This is a genomic window from Marinococcus halophilus, from assembly GCF_002265875.1.
Classification (GTDB): domain Bacteria; phylum Bacillota; class Bacilli; order Bacillales; family Marinococcaceae; genus Marinococcus; species Marinococcus halophilus.
Window position 1 is genome coordinate 1 of record NZ_NPFA01000027.1, and the last position, 19,537, is coordinate 19,537.

The following is a 19,537-nucleotide window of genomic DNA, read 5'->3' on the forward strand; positions in this document are numbered from 1 at the left end:
CACCTACGGCATGTAGAAGCCCTCGATGGTTCATGGAAGGATGCGTGGAAAGGATCGTTGTTTTCAGGAACCAGTACGGACGAGTGGTTGTAACAATCGTGTTTATCATCAATCAATTGAGGCATGATGGGTGCGGTTAGATGCCCATGAGTGAACAGCAAAAGGATCATGATCCAACCGGTCTCGTGTCATGAAACGAGCTCCCTTGAGAACACACCCCCTGTAACGATGAAAAAGTTGCAAGAGCATAAGGGGAAAATGACCCCAATCAAGTTGGAGTGCCTGGCAGTGCCAGGCTTTACGCGGGTACATCAAAAATGCGTTTTGTGACACCTGTGAGACAGTGCTGTGACAGGATTGAGTACAAAACCGGGGGCCTGTGACACTTGTGAGACAGGTTTTAACGCTTCGATAACCGGCCAACGATTGATTATGGACCAACCCCTAGTCAATAAACGACCGATTCCTGAACATCATCAGAGCCTATATCGTGTTCCCGATCGAGCTCTTGGAATGCTCCGAACGTGTCCTAACAGGAAACCAACATCGGTCTCGACATGAACCAAACGTGTTCATGATGGGAACATGATGGAGAGCCAAAACATGGCTGTTATGGCAAGCCCACGGACCAAGATGGTGAACAGCAAAAGGCCAAAAAAGGAACATGAACATGGTCCGTTTCGGCTTCGTTCCGGAACAACCAGCTTCACGATTATTGGTTATCAACGATCATCCAACGAAGGGAAGAAAGAGTCATGAAAACGAACAATACGATTGCTGCTTTTCATATTATCCGTCGAGAAGAAAAAGGCTCACTGGTGTTAAACACGAACCAGCTATACACGTGGAACATTCCAAAACGCTTGCGCGAAGATCCGATTCAGCAGGGAGATATCGTCCTCGTAAATACTAACTACGGACGACGAACGGTGCTCGTTATGAATGTCTTTCGAGAAGAATTTGAAGAGACTGGAAAAATGTATAAGAAGGTCGTGAGCGTGGTCGAACGAGCACCTGCTTCCCCCACGCAAGAAGCATAACGATCCATCCATGGTGTTATTCATCTATCATCTGTACATATTGAATAACCCTATTATATAGGGTAAAATAGAAGGAGACCATGAGGGCTTATGCATCGAGAATTCATCTATACGCCGACGTTCGATAAACGCTGGGAACGACTGAAGTTGTCGGATACCGATTTACGAGAGCTGGAGCAACTGTTACTGGAAGACCCCGAACGTGGAGACACGGAAACAGGGACCGGCGGGATTAAAAAAATGCGTTTTGCTCCGTCCCGTTCGAATCAGGGAAAAAGTGGTTCGTACCGCGTAGTCTATCTCAATATTCCTGTGACCGATCGAACGATTTGCATTTTGATTTTCACGAAATCGGAACAAGCAAGCTTATCGAAAGAAGAAAAAAATGAATTAAAGAAGCTATCCATCCAGTTGAAACAACTATATGGTCAGCAATAAGGAGGCGTTAGCCATGGGATCTTCCCTTTTTAACGAGATGAAAAAAAGTATGGAAGAAGCAGTGGCTTTTGGTGAAGGTGATCAAACGAAAGGACGACGTAAAAACGTAGCCATTAAAGCGTTGCAAGTTTTTACGCCGGAAGAGATTAAGCAATTACGCGAGCAGCTGCAGTTTACCCAACGCGTTTTTGCCCAGGTTTTAGGAGTATCTACTAAAACGGTGGAGGCGTGGGAAAAGGGAACGAATACGCCAAGTGGTTCCTCTCGTCGTCTTCTCGAAATTTACTGGAACCATCCCGATATTGCCGAACAAGAGGTCACGGAAAAAGTGTGAGAACACCCAATAGAAGAAACGTAGCCGTTTTCGATTCCATTCGAACGGCTACGTTTTATTTATATAGCAGATCATAATTTCATCTACCGTACTGTTTTCACCAAAAATGAGTTACCATAATGACGATTATCAGCAGTTATAAAACAAGAAGGAGCAACTTAGCCCCTTCTTGTTCTTGTTAATTTTTAGACACCTGGACCTTTACCGTTGATCACTGTACACGTCTTCCACATCAAAGAAAGGGTCCAGGACATCGGTTTGGCCCTGAAGCGCCTCGCGCATCCGCATGCCATCGACATTAATACGTGCCTGGCGGAAGTAGCCCGGTTCCAATTGCTTCCATGCCTCTGTAGAGGCATCCACATTGGCAAAATAGCGATATCCCTGGTCCCGCAACCACTCATACTTGGCTCCGTGATAGGGATGCCAGTCACTTAAGTCGCTGCCAAACGCAAAAATCATGGCACTTGTGTCTCCGACGAGAGGGGCTACTTCGTCTTTCCATCGCTGGGTATCGGTTTGAAGCTGTGCCAGAGACGTTTCCTGGACGTTCAAGTGACCCCAGGTATGGGAGGCAAAGGTCCATCCCTCTGCTTTCATGGCCTCCGCGACCTGTTGGGCCTGCTCTTGGTCCACCTCCAGGTCCGGGTTTGGCTGGTTACTTTCCGGCCCGTATTCGCTCTCCGAAGTTCGATAGCCCAGCACCCCATTATATCCCGTAACGGCCACGACTCCTTTGTGGCCGTGATAGGAAAAGTCCGGGTGCTCCTGCACAAAGTCATCAATGAGCGGAACCATGTCATACGATCCTTGTTGGGTCTCCCCATCCGCCTGGATATAGGTGTTCGTCACATCCCCCTGCTCATCCAAGATCAGTTTGTCCGCAAATCCGTCCCCGTCCATGTACTCGTAATAGCTGAGGTCATCCTGGGATAGCACTATGGGCTTCTTGCCCGGTGGCAACTGAAGATCTTGATAGGTCATGGTTCCGTCTGCATTCAGCTGCGCAATATCGTCCATGGTCACCAGGACATAATCCCGTTCATATAGGTCCTCGAGGATCGCTTGAAACTCGTCGACCGTCACCATATTATCCCGGTAGCCCTGGCTCATTCCGTCTCCATCGAAGGCTCGTTCTTCATCAACAATGAGGGAGTGGAAAAAGAGGTGAGGAATGGGCTGGTCGCTATCCCAGGAAACTAATTTTTCTTTTTTTTGACGATAGGAATCGATGGCTTCTTGCGTCTTGGTCTGTTCCGATCCCTCCGCGTTTTCGAGTTGTTGAATGGCCTGGTCATAATCATATTGTGCTGCCTCACGGGCAGCGGTATCGAGGATCTGTTGCTGTTCGGATGACACGGAAGAAGTATCGTCCGACGAGGACGAATGGGACGTCCTCTCCTCTCCCTGCTGAATATAGACCACCGCCAATACGGCCAGCATTATCGTTAGTCCCATCAACCAATACGCTTTTCGTCCTCGTCGTTTTCGTTTCATATGTATCGACCTTTCTCCGTGTTATCGACCATCGTCTTTGAAATGGTTTCATGATTATGGTACTACTGGGACTTTTATTTTACAATAAATAGAAAAACGAAAAGCAATCATGTTGAATGGTACAATGATGAACTCATCTAAAACCCTTAACTTCTGGACAGAACCCTCAACACCCCATTTTTGGTGATAAAAGCGGGGTGTTTTCCATCTAAAAGTTCGTCTGGTAGGTTAAGAATGAGAAAGAGATAAGCTAGAGTGAAAAGAAAAGGAGATGTGGGAGCGTATGGCGTGTGATGAAGTAGAACAACGACACCTGGAGCTCTTTGGTCACCAAAAAGTGTTTCAGGCGAAGCACATTGCTTATTGGGCTGTTCAAATCAAGCAGGCTCGAAAAGCCCGGGGATGGACGCAGCAAGACTTGGCTCAGATTATCGGAAAATCATCATCAACAATAGGACGAATAGAAACTGGATCTATGGTACCCAGCACGGAAACGCTAATTCGTATTAGTCTATCGCTTCCTATCACGTTTATTATTGGAAACCAACCAACATAAAACAGATTGCTGCCTTAGATATGAGCATTTTTAAGTCACGTTCGAGATTTCTTTTCATGCTATCGATCGATGAATATTTCTGCAATGGAGAAGGATGCTCGTACCGTAAATTTGAAATATACGGACTTTATCCACTTGACAAAAAGAGAATAAATGGGCATAATAAAGTATGTATACTTTATTATGTTAATTAAAATTTCTTCATGCTTTTTAATGAATGATTAAAAGAAGAGTTATTTGTGCTCTTGATATTTTAATTTTATTTAAGTACAATAAAGTATATATACTTTATTGTATGGAAAAGAGGTTTTTTGTTTGAGAAAGCCTAGTAAAAACCAAATCATGCACTTGTATGAAACGGAAATTCTGGAAGCATTAGATCAACAACATCAACATGTCTTTACAGAAGAAGATATCCACGAGATTTTAAAAAAGAATAGAGAAGATTGGAAACTCCCGCTGTCTACGACGACGGGAGATTTATTGTTATTTTTATATAAGAGGAAACATCTAAGAGATATGGATATCGATTTCCCCCAACGTACGTATACCAGGTATATACGCAATCATTTTGATATGTTGGAATTGGCTTGTTCTTTAGCCAAAGATAGCTATATTTCTCATTATACAGCTGCCTTTTATCATGATCTAACAGATAATATCGTAAAAACGATTTATGTTAATAAAGAGCAAAGTAAAAAAAAGGATAGCAACACTTTTTTACAACAACATGCCATTGACCAAGCTTTTCAAAAGGAAATGAGATCCTCTCAGAATGTAGCCATCGTAGATGAACGAAAAATTTATTTGTTAAACGGAAAACACACGGGGAAATTAGGCGTTCAAACCAAAGATACTTTTCAAGTCACCAATATGGAACGGACCTTGATTGATATTGCCGTACGTCCAAATTATGCCGGTGGAGTGCAAGAAGTATTGAATATCTACCGCCATGCGCGGGGGTCTGTTTCAGCTAATAAACTCTATGCCTATGTAAAAAAGTTAAATTTTAGCTATCCCTATCATCAATCGATTGGTTTTTTACTTGAAAGGGCCGGATACAAAGAAAGTGCTCTTCGCCTATTCGAAAAGGTCCCTCAAGAGTTTGATTTTTATTTAGCTCATAATATGGACAACGTGTCTTATTCTTCTCGATGGAAGCTTTATTATCCAGATTATTTATAGTTATTGCCACAGGTGATGTAATTGTCGAACCTTTTCCACAACAAAGTCGTAATAAAATTGAAAAGGCTGAATATCCCCTTTGGCCGTATCTTGTAAATCTTCGTACTGTTGTTCGTGGAATTGTCGAACATCTTCGTTAAGGATGTCTCCTAAAAGATGCAGAGGCACGTCTTTAATGTGGAAAAACGCTTTAATCATTTCTTGGTTTGCATGTTCTTGAAAATCGAGCGAAGGGTCTAGATGTGTAATAATCATATAAATATCATAAAAATCTCGTGGGCGAGGAGAACGGCTGGTGTGGTTGGCAGAAGCATATTCCTTCATTTGTTGGCATATCGCTCTTAATTTTTCGAAAACAATCATGCGAGGGGAATAGATGCGGATAATAAAATCATGAAAGTCGGTCTCTTCACTTGGAGCCACGAATTCATATTTACTGATATCGATTTTAATGATTTTTTTGCCTTCGGATACCGGGATCGATTCTCTTCGTAATTGCTCAACATTCTCTTGGCCAATACGTTCGAATTGTTCTTTCGTGATAACTTTAAAGGCTACGCGGTATCCTCCCCAAGTAGCTGCCTGTGCTGGATGTTTTTTTCGAGGCTGTTCTTCGAGTTTCATATCAAACATTTTATAACCGTTTTCCCAAAACGTTTGATCTAAACTGGCGCTTAATTTTTCCTGGACTTGCGTTATCGTTAAACCAGCATCTTCAAAGTCTTTTTCCATGGAGACATCGATATCGATAGAAGCTCTTGCATTCATTTGATAAGCTAATTCCAGAGCATTTCCACCTTTCAGGACTAAAATATCCATCAATTCATCATCACTAAATAGAGAAATGATTGTTAGCTTCCTTAATTCTTCTAAAAATTCATTGGACATCATTTACGTAATCACCGCCAAAGCTAGATTAATAGTTGAATATGAAAGTTAACAAGAACCTGTAAGAGTAATAATAAGTATGAATTTAATCAAGTGGGTTGTAAAGCAGGGGGTGTCACCAAACACTTAGAAGAAGCAGGTGTCCAGCCCATCGTTATTAACGTTTACCAGGAAAAAACTTTAGCAAGTGTAGACATTACAAGCCATATAGATACACCTATCACACCAAAAAGTAGAAAAATTTTAAAGGCATCCCATACAGAGGAAATTGTAAACCAACCACTAAACAATAAAATTGGATAGACTGTTATTAACATGATTAAAAAATGAATACCGCTTTGCTTAGTGAAGCTCCAATGGTCTATATTATAAATAACAGTTGCTGCACCAACAAAAAGGGCAATTAAGCTAGCCATAAACGTTCCTTTAGAATCCGAAACTTCCCCCTGAAAATAAAGTATCAAGGCAATACCGCCCATAATAATGAACGGTATGCCCCCTCTTAAAAGAGCATTCTTCAACAGCATTTTTACACCTTCTCCCTAAGACCATTCTTTGAATTTTTCCTTTTAACCCAACCGAAACCGTTCGAGGCTGCGATTGATCTCCTCGCGACGAATGCCGATGTATCGTTTGGTGATCGTTGGCGACGCATGATTAAAAATCTCCTGAAGCAGGGCCACGTCCTTGGTCTGCTTATACAGGTGATAGCCGAACGTCTTGCGCATGGTGTGCGTGCCGATGTCGGTGCGCCCCAGCCAGTCGGCGGCCGCTTCCAGGATGCGATACACTTGCGTCGTGGAGAGATGCGTGCCCTTCTGGCTGGCAAACAGGTAGGCCTCGTCGGCCTTCCCTTCGAGAAAGGGATCCAGGTCCGGGCGAATCGAGGCGAGTTGGATTTCCCGTTTCTTCCCCGTTTTTTGTTCCTGCAGGTAACAGGTATCCGTCCGCACGTCGGCAACCTTCAGTCGAACCAGGTCGCCCGCCCGCAGCCCGGTATTGATCCCCGTTAAAAACAACAACACATCCCGTTCGGCGAGGTCTTTTCGCTTCCGAGTGGCTTTGTTGCCCCGCCGCAGGGCATTGATCATATCTTTAATTTCGTCCTGGGTGCGTAACGGTTGCACATTTACGAGCCCCTTTTTCGTCACGAGAAGAGCCCTCCTTGTATGTATGGTTTTGATTCTATCGATACGAAATCATACATTTCAGTATACTAAAAAAAGAAATCCCTGTCGAACCGGGGTTGGAAATGTACGCTTTTAGCTCAATTCATACATTTTATTGGAGAATTCTATTATTCGATGAACCCTCTCAAAAATCGTAATTATTGAAAGAAAATAACTATTTTATTTTTGAGAATATTCATTACTTTATTATTAGTGAATGTTAAAATTGAAGATACTGTAAATAATACAATAATAAAAAATTTTAAAGAAGGTGCAATTATGTTTCTAGGATTTAAAATTGAAGATAATATAAATTTTGAGGATTATTATGATGAAGGTAAGCAAATGTATGATAGTAACTTAGAAGAGATGAATAAACATTTAGACGATTATCTATTTGATGGCACAGATGTAATTAATGCAGATGAAGTCGAAAGTGATTGGTTTCCTACTCTACTAGATATAGATGTTTTTCTTTCTCACTCTCATAGAGATAAAGATAAAGCTATGGGCTTTGCTGGATGGTTAAATCATCATTTTGGCTTAAAGGTATTTATCGATTCATGTGTATGGAATCATGCAGATGACCTTTTAATGCAAATTGATAAAAATTATTGCAAATTTCCCGGAACAGACACTTATGATTATCAAAAGAGAAATTATTCTACAAGCCATGTTCATATGATGTTGTCGATCGCTTTAACCAAAATGATAGATCAAAGTGAAATTACCATATTTATGGATACTGAAAACTCTACGCAAGAAATATCTGAAACAATTGATAAAACAGTTAAATCTCCATGGATTTATTCAGAGCTCGTCATGACAGATTTAGTTAGAAAAAAGATACCTCAACGAGAATGGGTTAAAAAAGCTCAAGAAAAACCCTTATTAGAACAAAGAGATTTCAAAATTGCACGTGATGTCAGCCTATATTTAGATAAACTTATACCTTTAAGCAAATCACAACTTGAAGGTTGGATTAAAGAATATAAACAACAAAGCCGCCCTCATTGGCCACTCGATTTTTTATACCTTCAATATGAAGGTATATACAATATTATATACAAACGAGAGGAATAAATATTATGGAATTTTATAAAGAAAAAGAACTGCAAAATTTTATAATAGATTACGCAGATGAAATCGAAGCAGGAAAAGCAGCTATTTTTGGAGGAGCAGGCTTATCAGTTGGCACGGGGGCTGTTAGTTGGAAAGAATTATTGCGAGAAGCTGCCCATAAAATAGGCTTAGATGTGGATCAAGAAGATGATCTAGTAGCAGTAGCTCAATATATTTATAACCAATCAAATTCTCGTACCAATATTACAAAGCTAATCAAAAATCATATTAATATCAATGGGGAAATTACAGATAACCACAAAACATTAGCAAGCTTACCAATCGAGACTTACTGGACAACCAACTACGATGAATATATTGAAGAGAGCTTACGGCAAGCAGCTAAAATATATGATTCTAAAAAAAGCGTACAAGACTTGTCGATAGAAGTTCAGGATTGTGAAGCCACCGTATATAAAATGCATGGTGATATTAATAGAGCTAATGAAGCAGTCTTGATCAAGGATGATTATGAAATTTACGATAAAAAAAATGAACTTTTTACTTTGGCTCTAAAAAACGATTTAATTTCGAAAACTTTCTTATTCATTGGTTTTAGTTTTGATGATCCTAATTTAGAAACTATTCTATCCAAAGTCAGAATCATGTTAGAAGGAAATACACGTACGCACTATTGTTTTTTTAAAACTGTTAGTGAAAATGATCCAGAATTTAAGAATGAAAAAGATGAGAAAGTAAAAAAAGAAAAAGTGGATTACGCTAAAAATAAGCAGTATTTAAGGATTAAAGATTTAGAGCGTTACGGAATTAAATCTATTCTCGTTGATGAGTACTCAGAAATTACAGAGATTCTAGAAAAAATCAAAAAGCGCTATAAGAGTAATCAAGTCTTTATTTCAGGAAGTAATAGCGATGCACATTGTAAAGAATACAGATTGGAAGGGTCTCCAGACGAATTTATTACTAAATTGGCCTCTAAGTTACACATTCATGGCTTTCATATTACAACAGGCTTAGGATTGTACGTAGGGAATCATGTAGTTAGTGGTGTGCTAACAGGAATGGATGAGACTAAAACTAGTAACATTGATTCGGCAATCAAAATGAGAGCGTTTCCTCTTATAAATAAAGACGCAGAACAAAAAGAAAGATGGACTTCTTATAGACATGACATTTTAGAAGACTGTGGTAACGCAATATTTATCATGGGCAATAAATGGGATGAAAAGACGGAAAAATTAATTAATGCGAATGGTGTAAAAGAAGAGTTTGATATAGCTCACGAAAAAGGTATAAATTTAATTCCTATTGCAACTACAGGATACCAAAGTAAAATGTTATGGCAAAAAATGAACCAAAACTTAAGATACTACTATCCTTCAGCAAACGAGGACTTTGAAAATCACTTTTCTATGCTGGCTTCAGAAAATATATCAGACGAAGAGATGATTAACCATGTACTTGAGATTTTAAATATAAACAAAGAAATTTAACCAATTTCGATAAATTTTTTATGTTAAAAAAGGAGAAGAAGCAATTGATAAAAAAGGCTTTTTTTAGTTTTCATTATAAAAATGATGTTAATAGAGCTAATGTCGCTCGTAATTCTTGGATAACCAAGGATAGAGAATCGAGAGGTTTTATCGATAAAGCAGAGTTTGAAAAAATTCAAAGAGTTAGCGATCAAGCTGTTAGAAGATGGATCGATGAACAATTACAAGGAACTTCTGTAACTGTTGTTTTAATTGGTGAAGAAACCTTTGATCGTCCCTATGTTAAATATGAAATTGAACAAAGCTATAAAAAAGGAAATGCACTTATTGGAGTAAAAATTGGTGGCATAAAGGATATGGTAACAGGAAGAACTAGTAGTTCTCAAAGTTCTGTCAAAATAGTCGGCAATGATAGAAATGGGAACCATTTGTGGTTTGATGAAATTAATTCAGGGATATATGATTATAACTTGGAAGATGGATACAATAATTTGGGTAAATGGATTATGAATGCTTAAATCCTTGATAAATTCATGTTAATTGAATAAAGCTAAAAACCTTCTAGCATGTGCTAGGAGGTTTTTAGCTTTATTTTCCAGTTTAAGGTGAATTTTAAAGAAACAGAATCTTTCCTTGGGTTTTTATCAATCGATTTTTAGCCCGTATAAAAATGGCAAGAGAGTCATTTTGTTAAAAGGAGCATAGTAATTTTAAGATTATATACGGTCCCTGAAATTTTCTTAAAACATTAAAAAACCAGCCACTCGGCTGAGTGTGACTCCCAAAAACACCGTACTAGCTGATAAGAAAAAGACCCCAGCCAAGGCTGAGGTCGAAAGAAACATACCTTATTGTAAGAGTTGCAGGACAGATTGTGGCTGTTGGTTCGCTTGCGCGAGCATCGACTGCGACGCTTGGGAAAGAATGTTATTTTTGGTCATTTCCATCATTTCTTTGGCCATATCCACATCGCGAATACGGGATTCAGCCGCTTGAAGGTTCTCTGCGGAAGTACCAAGATTGTTAATCGTGTGATCCAAACGATTCTGATAAGCACCAAGTTTTGAACGCTCAGCAGAAACAGTTTCAATCGCATTGTTTAAGGTACTAATCGACGCACTAGCGCTTTCTTGCGAGGAAACATCAATGCCTTTTGTCGGGTCCAAAGTAGCTGCCCCTACTGATGTAGAACCGACAGCTGAAGCTGCGGAGCCTCCATTGGCACTTACAGAAGCTTGTAATTTACCACTTTCATTAATAGCCTGAGCAACTTGGTCTTTAGTACTGGTGATAGTCCCACTACCATCTGTAGCCAAATTCACTGTTAGTGTATTAGAACTTTCTTCAAAAGAACTAGATAGACTTGCATTATTGGCTGATGGGTCCGCGAGAACAATATTTACAGCTTCTCCAGTTTTATTGACAAGATCGATGTCTGTATCAATGCTTGCTGTGCCATTTGTTTGTGTACCAGTTACGTTCAGTGCTTCGGCTCCCATGTCATTGATTGAGATTTCAATATTTTGACCAGTATTAGCTCCAATGTGTATTTTTCCAGTGAACGACCCGTCCAGGAGGTTCTGCGTGTTGAATTCCGTGTTGTCCGAAATGCGATCCAGTTCTTGGGATAGCTGATCCACTTCTTTCTGGATTTCCTCCCGGTCCGTGCCGTTGTTCGTGTCGTTGGAAGACTGCACGGCCAGCTCCCGCATACGCTGCAAGATGCTGTGGGTTTCGTTTAACGCGCCTTCGGCGGTTTGAATCATGGAAATGCCATCCTGGGCGTTGCGATCCGCTTGCTCCAGGCCACGGATTTGCCCACGCATTTTTTCACTGATGGCAAGACCAGCGGCATCGTCCCCAGCTCGGTTGATCCGAAGACCGGACGATAGTTTTTCCATGGAGTTGCCCATGTTGTTCTGGTTGGCGCTCATTTGGCGCTGGGCGTTCATGGCGCCCAAGTTGTGATTAATAATCATCTGTTTACACGCTCCCTATGTGGTTTTGGGTCCACGTCCTTATGTCCCCATTGTATTTATACCAATCCGTAATGGATAAGTACCATGATCAGTCTTGCTAGTAATTCTTTAAATAATGAGTTTGTTACTTCCTGTCATAAGTGTTTCTACTATCTATATCGGCAGCATTGATCGATTGTTCACCTATTAATTGATATTCTAAATAAATTCCTCACTGAACCAGCTTTTAGATAAACAGACCAATAAAAACTTTAAGAATAGATAATATTTAACAAATCAAAAAGCCTCCAAAAAAAACTTGGAGGCTAGGGAAACAATACTTACTGTAAAAGTTGCAGGACAGATTGTGGCTGTTGGTTCGCTTGCGCAAGCATCGATTGGGAGGCTTGAGACAGAATATTGTTTTTCGTCATATTCATCATTTCTTTAGCCATGTCCACATCGCGAATACGTGACTCAGCCGCTTGAAGATTTTCTGCAGAAGTACCTAAGTTGTTGATAGTGTGATCTAAACGGTTTTGATAAGCACCCAACTTCGAACGTTCAGCCGACACACTTTCAATCGCATTGTTAATCGTACTAATAGCATTCGAAGCGTTCTCCTGAGTAGATACATCAATGCCTTTAGTATCATCAAAAGTTGCAGCAGCGACAGTAGTATCAGTCCCTGGGTCTGTGAAAGTATCGCCACCGTTAGCATCTATAGTAGCTGTTAATTTACCGCTATCATTGATGGCTTGAGCAATTTCGTCTTTAGTGCTTGTCACAGCATTTGAATCGTTCTGAGCTAAATTAATCGTCAATGTGTTACTATCTTCGTCAAAAGACGAACTCAGATCGTTCGCAGTATCATCACTATCCGTGGCATATGCAATTGTAATTGCATCTCCAGAACTATTAGTAATTTCGATGTCATCATCCACAGTAGAAGTACCTACAGTGTCTGTTTTAGCTACGCTCAATGCCTCAGCACTCATATCATTAATGGAAATTTCAATGTTTTGACCAGTATTAGCACCAATGTGAAATTTACCGGTGAACGACCCGTCCAGGAGGTTCTGTGTGTTAAATTCCGTGTTATCCGAAATTCGGCCCAGTTCCTGCGACAGCTGGTCCACTTCTTTTTGAATTTCCTCCCGGTCCGTACCATTGTTCGTGTCGTTGGAGGACTGCACAGCGAGTTCCCGCATGCGCTGGAGGATGCTGTGAGTTTCGTTTAACGCCCCTTCGGCGGTTTGAATCATGGAGATGCCATCCTGGGCGTTGCGATCTGCTTGCTCCAGGCCACGGATCTGTCCGCGCATTTTTTCACTGATGGCAAGACCAGCGGCATCGTCCCCGGCTCGGTTGATCCGAAGACCGGACGATAGTTTTTCCATGGAATCGCCCATGTTGTTCTGGTTGGCGCTCATTTGGCGCTGGGCGTTCATGGCGCCCAAGTTGTGGTTAATAATCATCTGTTTACACGCTCCCTATGTGGTTTTGGGGCCACGTCCTTATGTCCCCGTTGTATTTATACGAATCCATAATGGATAAGTATCGTTGTCAGTCCTGCTGATGATTCAGCAGCTTCTCTCGCAAATCTCCTTCTGCAAGTTTTTCACGAACAATTTTCTTTTCCTTGGGAGCGTCAATGACGATACGTGTGTACCCGCCTTCTTGTTTAACAACGGCGATAGCAATATCATCTCCAATAAAAATACGCTCATTTTCTTTTACCCCTAATGCTAATGGCATGCCCATTCCTCCTTGAATGATTGTTCTTATTCTATGTATCGGTATATTTCGCTTATTCTTAACATTTTCCCCTTAAATTATTAAAGGTCAGTAACTTCTTATTAGTATGAAGAGAGAGTAAATTGATTTTTTCAAACAACTTGATGTATCCGTTTCTTTTTTAAGTTATTATTAGGTAAAATTACACATTTAATTCCAACTATAGAAAAGGAAGGGCGGAAAATAAATGAGAGAGCCTGAAACGTTGCAAGACATGTTTTTATATATTTTAGATAATTATGAATCATCAAAAGACGAAGATTTAAAAGAACACTCGACTGGGAACATGGTTCGTCAACAATTAAAACATCGGCTCATGCTGGAGGCCAATCTTCCAGAAGACATGTATGCTGTAACAGGCTCTGTTGGCCAAGGCCAATGGGCGGAAATTCCTTGGGTGGCCATTTTCTTAAAACAACTTACTATTCGAGCAACAAAAGGTTATGACATTGTATACCTTTTCCCCGCGGATATGAGTGGCGTTTATATCAGCTTGAATCAAGGATGGACCTATTTTAGGGAGAAGTACGGGGCAAAAGAAGGAAGCAAGAAAATAATAACAGTGGCAAAAATCGTTCGAGAACGCCTTCACCTGGTTCCTGAACGTTTGCAATTATCATCGATTAATTTGAGAGGGAGAGGAGAGTTAAGCAAAGGATACGAAAGAGGACACATTGTTGGCCGCTTCTATTCCAAAGAAGCATTTCCTTCCTCTCAAGAGTTAATTCAAGACTTACAAGATTTGTTGACTATTTACCGTGAAGTAGAAAGCTTGATGGAAGGGCGTTCTATAGATCAGTTTAATGATTATTTACTCATGCATGAAGACGGTTATTACGTAGAGGAAAAGGAAGAGGACCAATATCAAGAGACAATTGCTCATCATTTGGAAACATCTGAGTTTACCGTACAAGAAGAACCCACACCTTATTCACTGCCTCGCCCTCAGCCAATTATTTTTCAACAAACACAGCAATGGCCAAGAAACGCTGCTATAGCTGCAGAGGCGATTCATCGAGCCGACTATCAGTGCGAATACGACAATTCTTTGCCATTCTTTATATCAAAGCAAACCCAACGTCCCTTTATGGAAGCTCACCATCTTATACCCATGCAGTATCAAAACATGTTCGAGGTCAGCCTAGACCGCGTAGAAAATATTGTCTGTTTATCTCCTCATGCCCATCGAATGATTCACCATGCGATAGACGAAGAAAAGGAAAAAATATTAGCTAACCTTTTTGAAAAACGAAAAGATCGTCTCCAGCAAGTGGGCATAGATCTTACTTATCAAGAGGTAAAAGCCATTTACCATTTATAAGCCCGACGTTTAAAAATTCATTGTTCAATTACTAACCGTTGTTAAAAATCTTTTGACTTAGTGTTGGGATAGCTATTTTATTCTTGAACCATAAGGAGATGATTGCTGATGAATAATAGACAGAAAAAAGGTTTATATCAGAATCTACATCAGTTATTCGACCAAGGCATCACCGTTAATCACATTTCGGAAGAGTTGCAATTTGTACCACTTGAGAGTGATGCGATAGAAACAAAGAAAATGCTCAACGAAAATGATTTCGATACGATTGGAATAGCAAACCACGGACGAATTATTGGTTATGTGAAGGGAGAAGAATTGGATGAGGGTAGGTGCTCCAACTATATGCACAGATTTGAGCCCGAAGAGTTAGTATCGGATTCCATCCCCCTTATTAATCTTCTTTGGCTGTTTAAAGACAAAGAGCGAGTATTTATTCTTGAAAGAAACAACATAAACAAAATAGTGGTTTTAGCAGACTTACAAAAACCTCCTGTTAGAATGCTTATTTTTGGCATGATTACCTTATTGGAATCTTATATGAAAAATATAATTGTTGAACGTTACACTCATAATGGTTGGCAAAAATGTATATCTGAAAAGAGATTAGAAAAAGCTGAGATTGTTTATAACGATAAACGACAAAATAATGAAGCACTTGATCTAGTGGATTGCTTACAAATTGCTGACAAGTTTCATATTGTAGGGAAAGATAAAACATTGAGACAGGTACTAGCTTTTGAATCATCTAATCAAGCAAAAAGTTGTTTCAATAAAATTCAAAAACTGAGGAATACCCTTGCTCATGCTCATGATCTCGGCAAGGATTTATCTTGGGAGGAGACATTAGAGATCGTAAACAAAATGGAAAACCTGTTAGAGTCATGTGAACGAAGTATAATCATTGAAAAAATACAGTAGATCATTTTTCACCGCTTCCCACTTTTTATAAATCTTCAATGAAAAAGCAAGGTTTGGTCTACAAGACCAAACCTTGCTTTTTCATTTTTCAGTAACATAACTGCCCTTATCGGAAGTTATAAACCATAGAAGCTATAGCTCTTTATTAACACGTTAGTATAGCAACTATAGTTAAATAAAATTCACGTTAGAAAACAATTTAAAATACGCGTTTTCAATGAGCTAGTGTTTTTCATTAATGAATGTGCTATATTTGCCATAGAGATTTTATATCAGCCATATTAGTTAGCATAGTTGCTATATCAATAAGTATGGTTGCTATAGAAAGAGGTGATATAGCTGATATGGAAGTAGAATATCGAATTAAACATCTGGCAGACGATTTAAACATTTCTTCCTCTGCAGCTAGAAAATATTATGCAATGGTTGAAGAACAGCGTTCTAAAAAGTTTGAACGAAATAGACATGGATATGTAATATTCAATCAGCAAGACGTCGCTCTTTTCAGGAAAATGCTCGAATACAGAGATAAGTATGAATTTAAGCTCCAAGATGCTATTAAATATGCTATATCTGCCATAGATGGTGAAGAGGCCTCAGAAGAAGTTGTTTCTAATAATGATAACCCTATGGATTCTTTAAAATTTCTTAGTAAAGAAGTACATCGACTAAATAATTTACTCGAATCTCAACAAGAGGAAGCTTCTAGAAGAGAAGATATGCTTTTGAAAATTGTCCAACAACAGCAAGAGTCTATTTCTCGCATTGAAAACAAATTGGATGAGCGAGAAGAAACCAAACAAATAGCAGAAAGTTCCGAAGACGAAACTGAAGAAGCCTTTGAAGATCAAAAGGAACTATCGCTAGAAGATAATGATACACAAAAAGAAGTGCCAGAAAAAAAGAAAAGTTTTTGGGTTAAACTGTTTGGTGGTTAATAAAAAAGAAGTCGCACCTGGAGGGTTACGACTTCTTTACAAGGGATGGCTATATGTACTAAATAAAGCCAAATTATAGTTTACTTTAGGTTGGTAACATTTTCAAATAAGTTTGCCTAAGCAATTTAAGTACGTTAATATATATCTAATAACATAGAAAGAAGCCAGTGCTGGTAACACTGGCTTCGGTCGGGGCTCCCCCAACAAAAAAGGTAAAGATGATTCTGTCTGACAGCAGAATAGTTATTTAAGTAGATTCTAACACATATGAAAATACGTGCAAGTATTTTATATCTGCTCAAATTCTATTTCGATACTTATGACAGCTAGCAAGTAACGGGGGGAGCTCTTTATCTAAAAACAGATAGGAGCTTTTTATTATGTCTAATTATTACAATATCTATGAAGAATTTCGTTTAAAGCATGTTCAAATCCCTAAAGTATTTTTTACCAATAAAGAGTACAGCAGTATGAGAAATGATTCTAAAATTGCGTGGGCTATTCTCGCCGATAGATTTAACTTGTCCATAAAAAATAACTGGTTTGATGATGACGGAAACATTTACTTTATTTATACCAATGAGGATCTGGCTAGAATTCTCAATATGAGTAAACGCAGCATTGTAACCATAAAAAAAGAATTGATTGAGAATGATCTATTAGAACAAGTAAAAGTAGGTCAAAATAAACCAAATAAACTTTATATTAAAAAGCCAGTGGTAGAAAAAGAAGATGTTTATGAAATTCAAAAACAAGAATCAGATATAGGATCTGAACCCAGTAATGACAAGGAAGTGCAAAATTTGCATCCCCAGGGAAGTGCAAATTTTGCATCTCCGGAAGTGCAAAATTTGCACCCTAGTAATACTGAAGTTAATAATACTGAGGTTAATAATACTGACATTGTTAACAAGAGCGTTGACAATATTTCATTCAATTATCCAAAAACGCCGCAGATCGAAAATGAATATATCCAAGAAGGCTTATCCCCTGAAGTCATTCAACGAGTCAAAGAAGAAATCGCCAACAAACAAGAACCGGTCCGTCATTACGAAGCGTATCTGCGAACGTGCCTGGACAATACCTTACATAAGCACCGACTAAAACGAGACATGATTGACCAGCCATACCCGCATTTACCAGATGATCATCCGCTGAACTATAACTGGCTGCAGCATGAATCATAAAAAACCATAGAGGAGGGATAATTCGATGGCAGGGACCATCTCCAAGATTAATCGAAGTGTGAAACAGTTGGAAAAAGAATTAACGGCCATCGGTTTTAGCGTCCAGGTCGAGGGAGCTTCCGATGGCATGACCCAGTACCTGATCGTGAATGAGGGACAGGTTCCCGGTATTACAATAAGTGATCGTCGATCCAAGGGAAAAAAACGTGCGCAGTGGGCCGCCGAAGTGGTGGTTACGGCTCCCACGGAGACATATGAGATGAATACCTATAAGGATCCGGAAACCAAGCAGCCATTTACCCACTATGTCTTTTCCTCCCACAAAGCGAACAAGATCCCGAAACTCTGGAAGGGGTTTAGCGAAGAGGCCACGTAACCATGTTGGTTCATGAGGAAGCCCTGGAGCCAATACAGTCATCCTTAGAGCATTTTTTCTCTGTCATTAGGACTTCGAATAAGACGAATCAACAAATAGGGTTTCTGGGGCTTGTGAGAGCCTTTAAACGTTTCCGGTGTTCGATGGATGGAGGGACACGTCCAAAAACCAACGACGGAGGCGTAGAATCCCGTCTACGATACCTCCGTGTGGTCGATAAGAAATGAAAAAGGGAAGATGAAACCATCAAATGCTTTGGTCCCACAAGCGAGCCATCAAGAAACGCTAAGACGTTGCCAAAGATGGTAAGGAAAGAAGCTAGAGAATAAGCTTCTTTCGTGCCACAAGAGACAATGTCATAGTACGTATCAGCTGATGTTTTGGCACGAACGATGGGACATAGTCGAGTGGGGAATGTGATCATGCTCTGGTGTTCTGTTTGCAACGAAACAAACGATAAGAACCCTTCGATCGTGTTGGATAGCTGCTGAAGAAACGCAGTGGTAGAAACAAGCATAAGCGTTAGTTCGATGGACAAAAAGGACTCGACAACGATACATATTTGTTCATCCATGGAATGGTTTTGATGTACAATTCATCGTCTGTGTTGAACGCTGTAGACGTACGCTTGTTGTTTCCTAACGGAACAGCTGCGGCTTTATTTTTGCCCAAGTACCTGTTCAAAAACGATCATGGGCTGTTCACAAAAGCGTGAACAAGCCCCAGATTTGTTCACAGATCCGTGAACAAGGTGTTCACAAACCTGTGAACAACAGCCATTTTGGTGTACCCATCAAAAATCCGGCACTGCCGGATACCCCAGCTCATCTGGGGTCACTTTTCCCTTATGCTCTTGCAACTATTTTGATCTTGCATCGGGGTTGTCATTAAACTAGGGTTTTCTGTTACACGAAAGGAGTATAGAACATGGACATTAAAGTGCGTGAATTAAGTCCCATCGTGGTCCAAACGATTGATGAACGAGCGAAAAAACGAGGGCTTTCCCGGCAACATTATCTGAAAGAGTTAATCGAAAACTATGTGATGCAAAAAGAACTGAACGAAACCGATCAAGCGTACAAAACCTTAATCGAAAAAAACACCGAAGCCCTCCATCGGTTCAGCGATCAAATGCAACGACAAAACGAATGGCTGGAAAGCATGAGTGAGGATATGGATCCCACACAGGAAAAAAGGTAACGGTCGATCACCTACGGCATGTAGAAGCCCTCGATGGTTCATGGAAGGATGCGTGGAAAGGATCGTTGTTTTCAGGAACCAGTACGGACGAGTGGTTGTAACAATCGTGTTTATCATCAATCAATTGAGGCATGATGGGTGCGGTTAGATGCCCAT

General features: G+C 40.0%; 22 protein-coding genes. 14 read left to right on the forward strand and 8 right to left on the reverse strand.

From position 1 onward, the window contains the following. Positions 1-755 precede the first annotated feature (755 nt). The 3 genes from CHL76_RS15655 to CHL76_RS15665 all read left to right on the forward strand — a co-directional run bounded on the left by CHL76_RS15655 (position 756) and on the right by CHL76_RS15665 (position 1,812). Positions 756-1,040, forward strand: a complete 285-nt coding sequence (locus CHL76_RS15655; protein WP_094909063.1) for a DUF5839 family protein — start codon at positions 756-758, stop codon at positions 1,038-1,040. A 90-nt stretch (positions 1,041-1,130) separates the two neighbouring features. After that, complete coding sequence (locus tag CHL76_RS15660; RefSeq protein ID WP_094909064.1) at positions 1,131-1,478, forward strand: type II toxin-antitoxin system RelE/ParE family toxin; 348 nt, start codon at positions 1,131-1,133, stop codon at positions 1,476-1,478. A 13-nt stretch (positions 1,479-1,491) separates the two neighbouring features. Next, positions 1,492-1,812 (forward strand): helix-turn-helix domain-containing protein, encoded by a 321-nt coding sequence (locus CHL76_RS15665; RefSeq protein WP_094909065.1) that lies wholly within the window; start codon positions 1,492-1,494, stop codon positions 1,810-1,812. A gap of 201 nt (positions 1,813-2,013) precedes the next feature. Here CHL76_RS15665 and CHL76_RS15670 read toward each other — a convergent pair whose 3' ends face one another. Further along, positions 2,014-3,309, reverse strand: coding sequence for a polysaccharide deacetylase family protein (locus tag CHL76_RS15670; protein WP_094909066.1), 1,296 nt, complete (start codon positions 3,307-3,309; stop codon positions 2,014-2,016). A 283-nt stretch (positions 3,310-3,592) separates the two neighbouring features. On the opposite strand from CHL76_RS15670, the gene CHL76_RS15675 reads away from it, so the two are divergent. Both CHL76_RS15675 and CHL76_RS15680 read left to right on the forward strand, forming a co-directional pair. Next, on the forward strand, positions 3,593-3,865 hold the full coding sequence (locus tag CHL76_RS15675; protein WP_158219208.1) for a helix-turn-helix domain-containing protein: 273 nt from the start codon (positions 3,593-3,595) through the stop codon (positions 3,863-3,865). Between the two features lie 315 nt (positions 3,866-4,180). Further along, positions 4,181-5,050 carry a type IV toxin-antitoxin system AbiEi family antitoxin domain-containing protein gene (locus CHL76_RS15680; RefSeq protein WP_094909068.1) on the forward strand — a complete coding sequence of 290 codons (870 nt, stop codon included), beginning with the start codon at positions 4,181-4,183 and terminating at the stop codon, positions 5,048-5,050. Here the strand turns inward: CHL76_RS15680 and CHL76_RS15685 are convergent, their stop codons facing one another. From CHL76_RS15685 to CHL76_RS15695, 3 genes are all read right to left on the reverse strand, one after another. Continuing rightward, on the reverse strand, positions 5,051-5,941 hold the full coding sequence (locus CHL76_RS15685) for a nucleotidyl transferase AbiEii/AbiGii toxin family protein (protein WP_094909069.1): 891 nt from the start codon (positions 5,939-5,941) through the stop codon (positions 5,051-5,053). Positions 5,942-6,102: 161 nt separating this feature from the next. Continuing rightward, on the reverse strand, positions 6,103-6,465 hold the full coding sequence (locus CHL76_RS15690) for a DUF3021 family protein (protein WP_233133494.1): 363 nt from the start codon (positions 6,463-6,465) through the stop codon (positions 6,103-6,105). Between the two features lie 42 nt (positions 6,466-6,507). Next, a complete protein-coding gene (locus tag CHL76_RS15695) occupies positions 6,508-7,089 on the reverse strand; it encodes a tyrosine-type recombinase/integrase (protein WP_198951245.1) in 582 nt (193 codons plus the stop codon). Between the two features lie 204 nt (positions 7,090-7,293). Between CHL76_RS15695 and CHL76_RS15700 the strand changes: the two genes are divergently transcribed. The 3 genes from CHL76_RS15700 to CHL76_RS15710 are packed head-to-tail and all read left to right on the forward strand — an operon-like array spanning position 7,294 to position 10,201. Next, positions 7,294-8,190 (forward strand): hypothetical protein, encoded by an 897-nt coding sequence (locus CHL76_RS15700; RefSeq protein WP_158219209.1) that lies wholly within the window; start codon positions 7,294-7,296, stop codon positions 8,188-8,190. Between the two features lie 5 nt (positions 8,191-8,195). Next, positions 8,196-9,683, forward strand: a complete 1,488-nt coding sequence (locus tag CHL76_RS15705) for an SIR2 family protein (RefSeq protein ID WP_094909071.1) — start codon at positions 8,196-8,198, stop codon at positions 9,681-9,683. A 44-nt stretch (positions 9,684-9,727) separates the two neighbouring features. Continuing rightward, on the forward strand, positions 9,728-10,201 hold the full coding sequence (locus CHL76_RS15710; protein ID WP_094909072.1) for a TIR domain-containing protein: 474 nt from the start codon (positions 9,728-9,730) through the stop codon (positions 10,199-10,201). Positions 10,202-10,531: 330 nt separating this feature from the next. Here CHL76_RS15710 and CHL76_RS15715 read toward each other — a convergent pair whose 3' ends face one another. The 3 genes from CHL76_RS15715 to CHL76_RS15725 form a co-directional block, all read right to left on the reverse strand. Beyond that, the gene (locus CHL76_RS15715) at positions 10,532-11,662 is read right to left on the reverse strand and encodes a flagellin N-terminal helical domain-containing protein (protein WP_094909073.1); all 1,131 of its coding nucleotides are present in this window, start codon (positions 11,660-11,662) and stop codon (positions 10,532-10,534) included. Positions 11,663-11,982: 320 nt separating this feature from the next. Further along, positions 11,983-13,119 (reverse strand): flagellin N-terminal helical domain-containing protein, encoded by a 1,137-nt coding sequence (locus CHL76_RS15720; protein ID WP_094909074.1) that lies wholly within the window; start codon positions 13,117-13,119, stop codon positions 11,983-11,985. Positions 13,120-13,207: 88 nt separating this feature from the next. After that, positions 13,208-13,399 (reverse strand): carbon storage regulator, encoded by a 192-nt coding sequence (locus tag CHL76_RS15725; protein WP_143747480.1) that lies wholly within the window; start codon positions 13,397-13,399, stop codon positions 13,208-13,210. Between the two features lie 226 nt (positions 13,400-13,625). On the opposite strand from CHL76_RS15725, the gene CHL76_RS15730 reads away from it, so the two are divergent. From CHL76_RS15730 to CHL76_RS15750, 5 genes are all read left to right on the forward strand, one after another. Further along, positions 13,626-14,759, forward strand: coding sequence for an MrcB family domain-containing protein (locus CHL76_RS15730; protein WP_094909076.1), 1,134 nt, complete (start codon positions 13,626-13,628; stop codon positions 14,757-14,759). Between the two features lie 108 nt (positions 14,760-14,867). After that, positions 14,868-15,680: a Swt1 family HEPN domain-containing protein gene (locus tag CHL76_RS15735; protein ID WP_094909077.1), complete on the forward strand. Its 813-nt coding sequence runs from the start codon at positions 14,868-14,870 to the stop codon at positions 15,678-15,680. Positions 15,681-16,024: 344 nt separating this feature from the next. After that, positions 16,025-16,618: a hypothetical protein gene (locus CHL76_RS15740; protein ID WP_094909078.1), complete on the forward strand. Its 594-nt coding sequence runs from the start codon at positions 16,025-16,027 to the stop codon at positions 16,616-16,618. 380 nt (positions 16,619-16,998) lie between these two features. After that, a complete protein-coding gene (locus tag CHL76_RS15745) occupies positions 16,999-17,805 on the forward strand; it encodes a replication initiator protein A (protein WP_094909079.1) in 807 nt (268 codons plus the stop codon). Positions 17,806-17,830: 25 nt separating this feature from the next. Then, on the forward strand, positions 17,831-18,181 hold the full coding sequence (locus tag CHL76_RS15750) for a hypothetical protein (protein ID WP_094909080.1): 351 nt from the start codon (positions 17,831-17,833) through the stop codon (positions 18,179-18,181). Positions 18,182-18,703: 522 nt separating this feature from the next. On the opposite strand, the gene CHL76_RS17140 is transcribed toward CHL76_RS15750, so the two are convergent. Beyond that, positions 18,704-18,853: a hypothetical protein gene (locus tag CHL76_RS17140; protein ID WP_158219210.1), complete on the reverse strand. Its 150-nt coding sequence runs from the start codon at positions 18,851-18,853 to the stop codon at positions 18,704-18,706. Positions 18,854-19,108: 255 nt separating this feature from the next. On the opposite strand from CHL76_RS17140, the gene CHL76_RS15760 reads away from it, so the two are divergent. After that, the gene (locus CHL76_RS15760) at positions 19,109-19,381 is read left to right on the forward strand and encodes a hypothetical protein (RefSeq protein WP_079473931.1); all 273 of its coding nucleotides are present in this window, start codon (positions 19,109-19,111) and stop codon (positions 19,379-19,381) included. The last annotated feature ends 156 nt before the right edge of the window (positions 19,382-19,537 follow it).

Coding starts and splice junctions, on each gene's coding strand:
- CHL76_RS15725 (WP_143747480.1), bottom strand. CDS start 13,399: ATGCCATTAGCATTAGGGGTAAAAGAAAATGAGCGTATTTTTATTGGA.
- CHL76_RS15745 (WP_094909079.1), top strand. CDS start 16,999: ATGTCTAATTATTACAATATCTATGAAGAATTTCGTTTAAAGCATGTT.
- CHL76_RS15665 (WP_094909065.1), top strand. CDS start 1,492: ATGGGATCTTCCCTTTTTAACGAGATGAAAAAAAGTATGGAAGAAGCA.
- CHL76_RS15720 (WP_094909074.1), bottom strand. CDS start 13,119: ATGATTATTAACCACAACTTGGGCGCCATGAACGCCCAGCGCCAAATG.
- CHL76_RS15760 (WP_079473931.1), top strand. CDS start 19,109: ATGGACATTAAAGTGCGTGAATTAAGTCCCATCGTGGTCCAAACGATT.
- CHL76_RS15670 (WP_094909066.1), bottom strand. CDS start 3,309: ATGAAACGAAAACGACGAGGACGAAAAGCGTATTGGTTGATGGGACTA.
- CHL76_RS15715 (WP_094909073.1), bottom strand. CDS start 11,662: ATGATTATTAATCACAACTTGGGCGCCATGAACGCCCAGCGCCAAATG.
- CHL76_RS15735 (WP_094909077.1), top strand. CDS start 14,868: ATGAATAATAGACAGAAAAAAGGTTTATATCAGAATCTACATCAGTTA.
- CHL76_RS15685 (WP_094909069.1), bottom strand. CDS start 5,941: ATGATGTCCAATGAATTTTTAGAAGAATTAAGGAAGCTAACAATCATT.
- CHL76_RS15655 (WP_094909063.1), top strand. CDS start 756: ATGAAAACGAACAATACGATTGCTGCTTTTCATATTATCCGTCGAGAA.
- CHL76_RS15690 (WP_233133494.1), bottom strand. CDS start 6,465: ATGCTGTTGAAGAATGCTCTTTTAAGAGGGGGCATACCGTTCATTATT.
- CHL76_RS15750 (WP_094909080.1), top strand. CDS start 17,831: ATGGCAGGGACCATCTCCAAGATTAATCGAAGTGTGAAACAGTTGGAA.
- CHL76_RS15705 (WP_094909071.1), top strand. CDS start 8,196: ATGGAATTTTATAAAGAAAAAGAACTGCAAAATTTTATAATAGATTAC.
- CHL76_RS15675 (WP_158219208.1), top strand. CDS start 3,593: ATGGCGTGTGATGAAGTAGAACAACGACACCTGGAGCTCTTTGGTCAC.
- CHL76_RS15740 (WP_094909078.1), top strand. CDS start 16,025: ATGGAAGTAGAATATCGAATTAAACATCTGGCAGACGATTTAAACATT.
- CHL76_RS15730 (WP_094909076.1), top strand. CDS start 13,626: ATGAGAGAGCCTGAAACGTTGCAAGACATGTTTTTATATATTTTAGAT.
- CHL76_RS15660 (WP_094909064.1), top strand. CDS start 1,131: ATGCATCGAGAATTCATCTATACGCCGACGTTCGATAAACGCTGGGAA.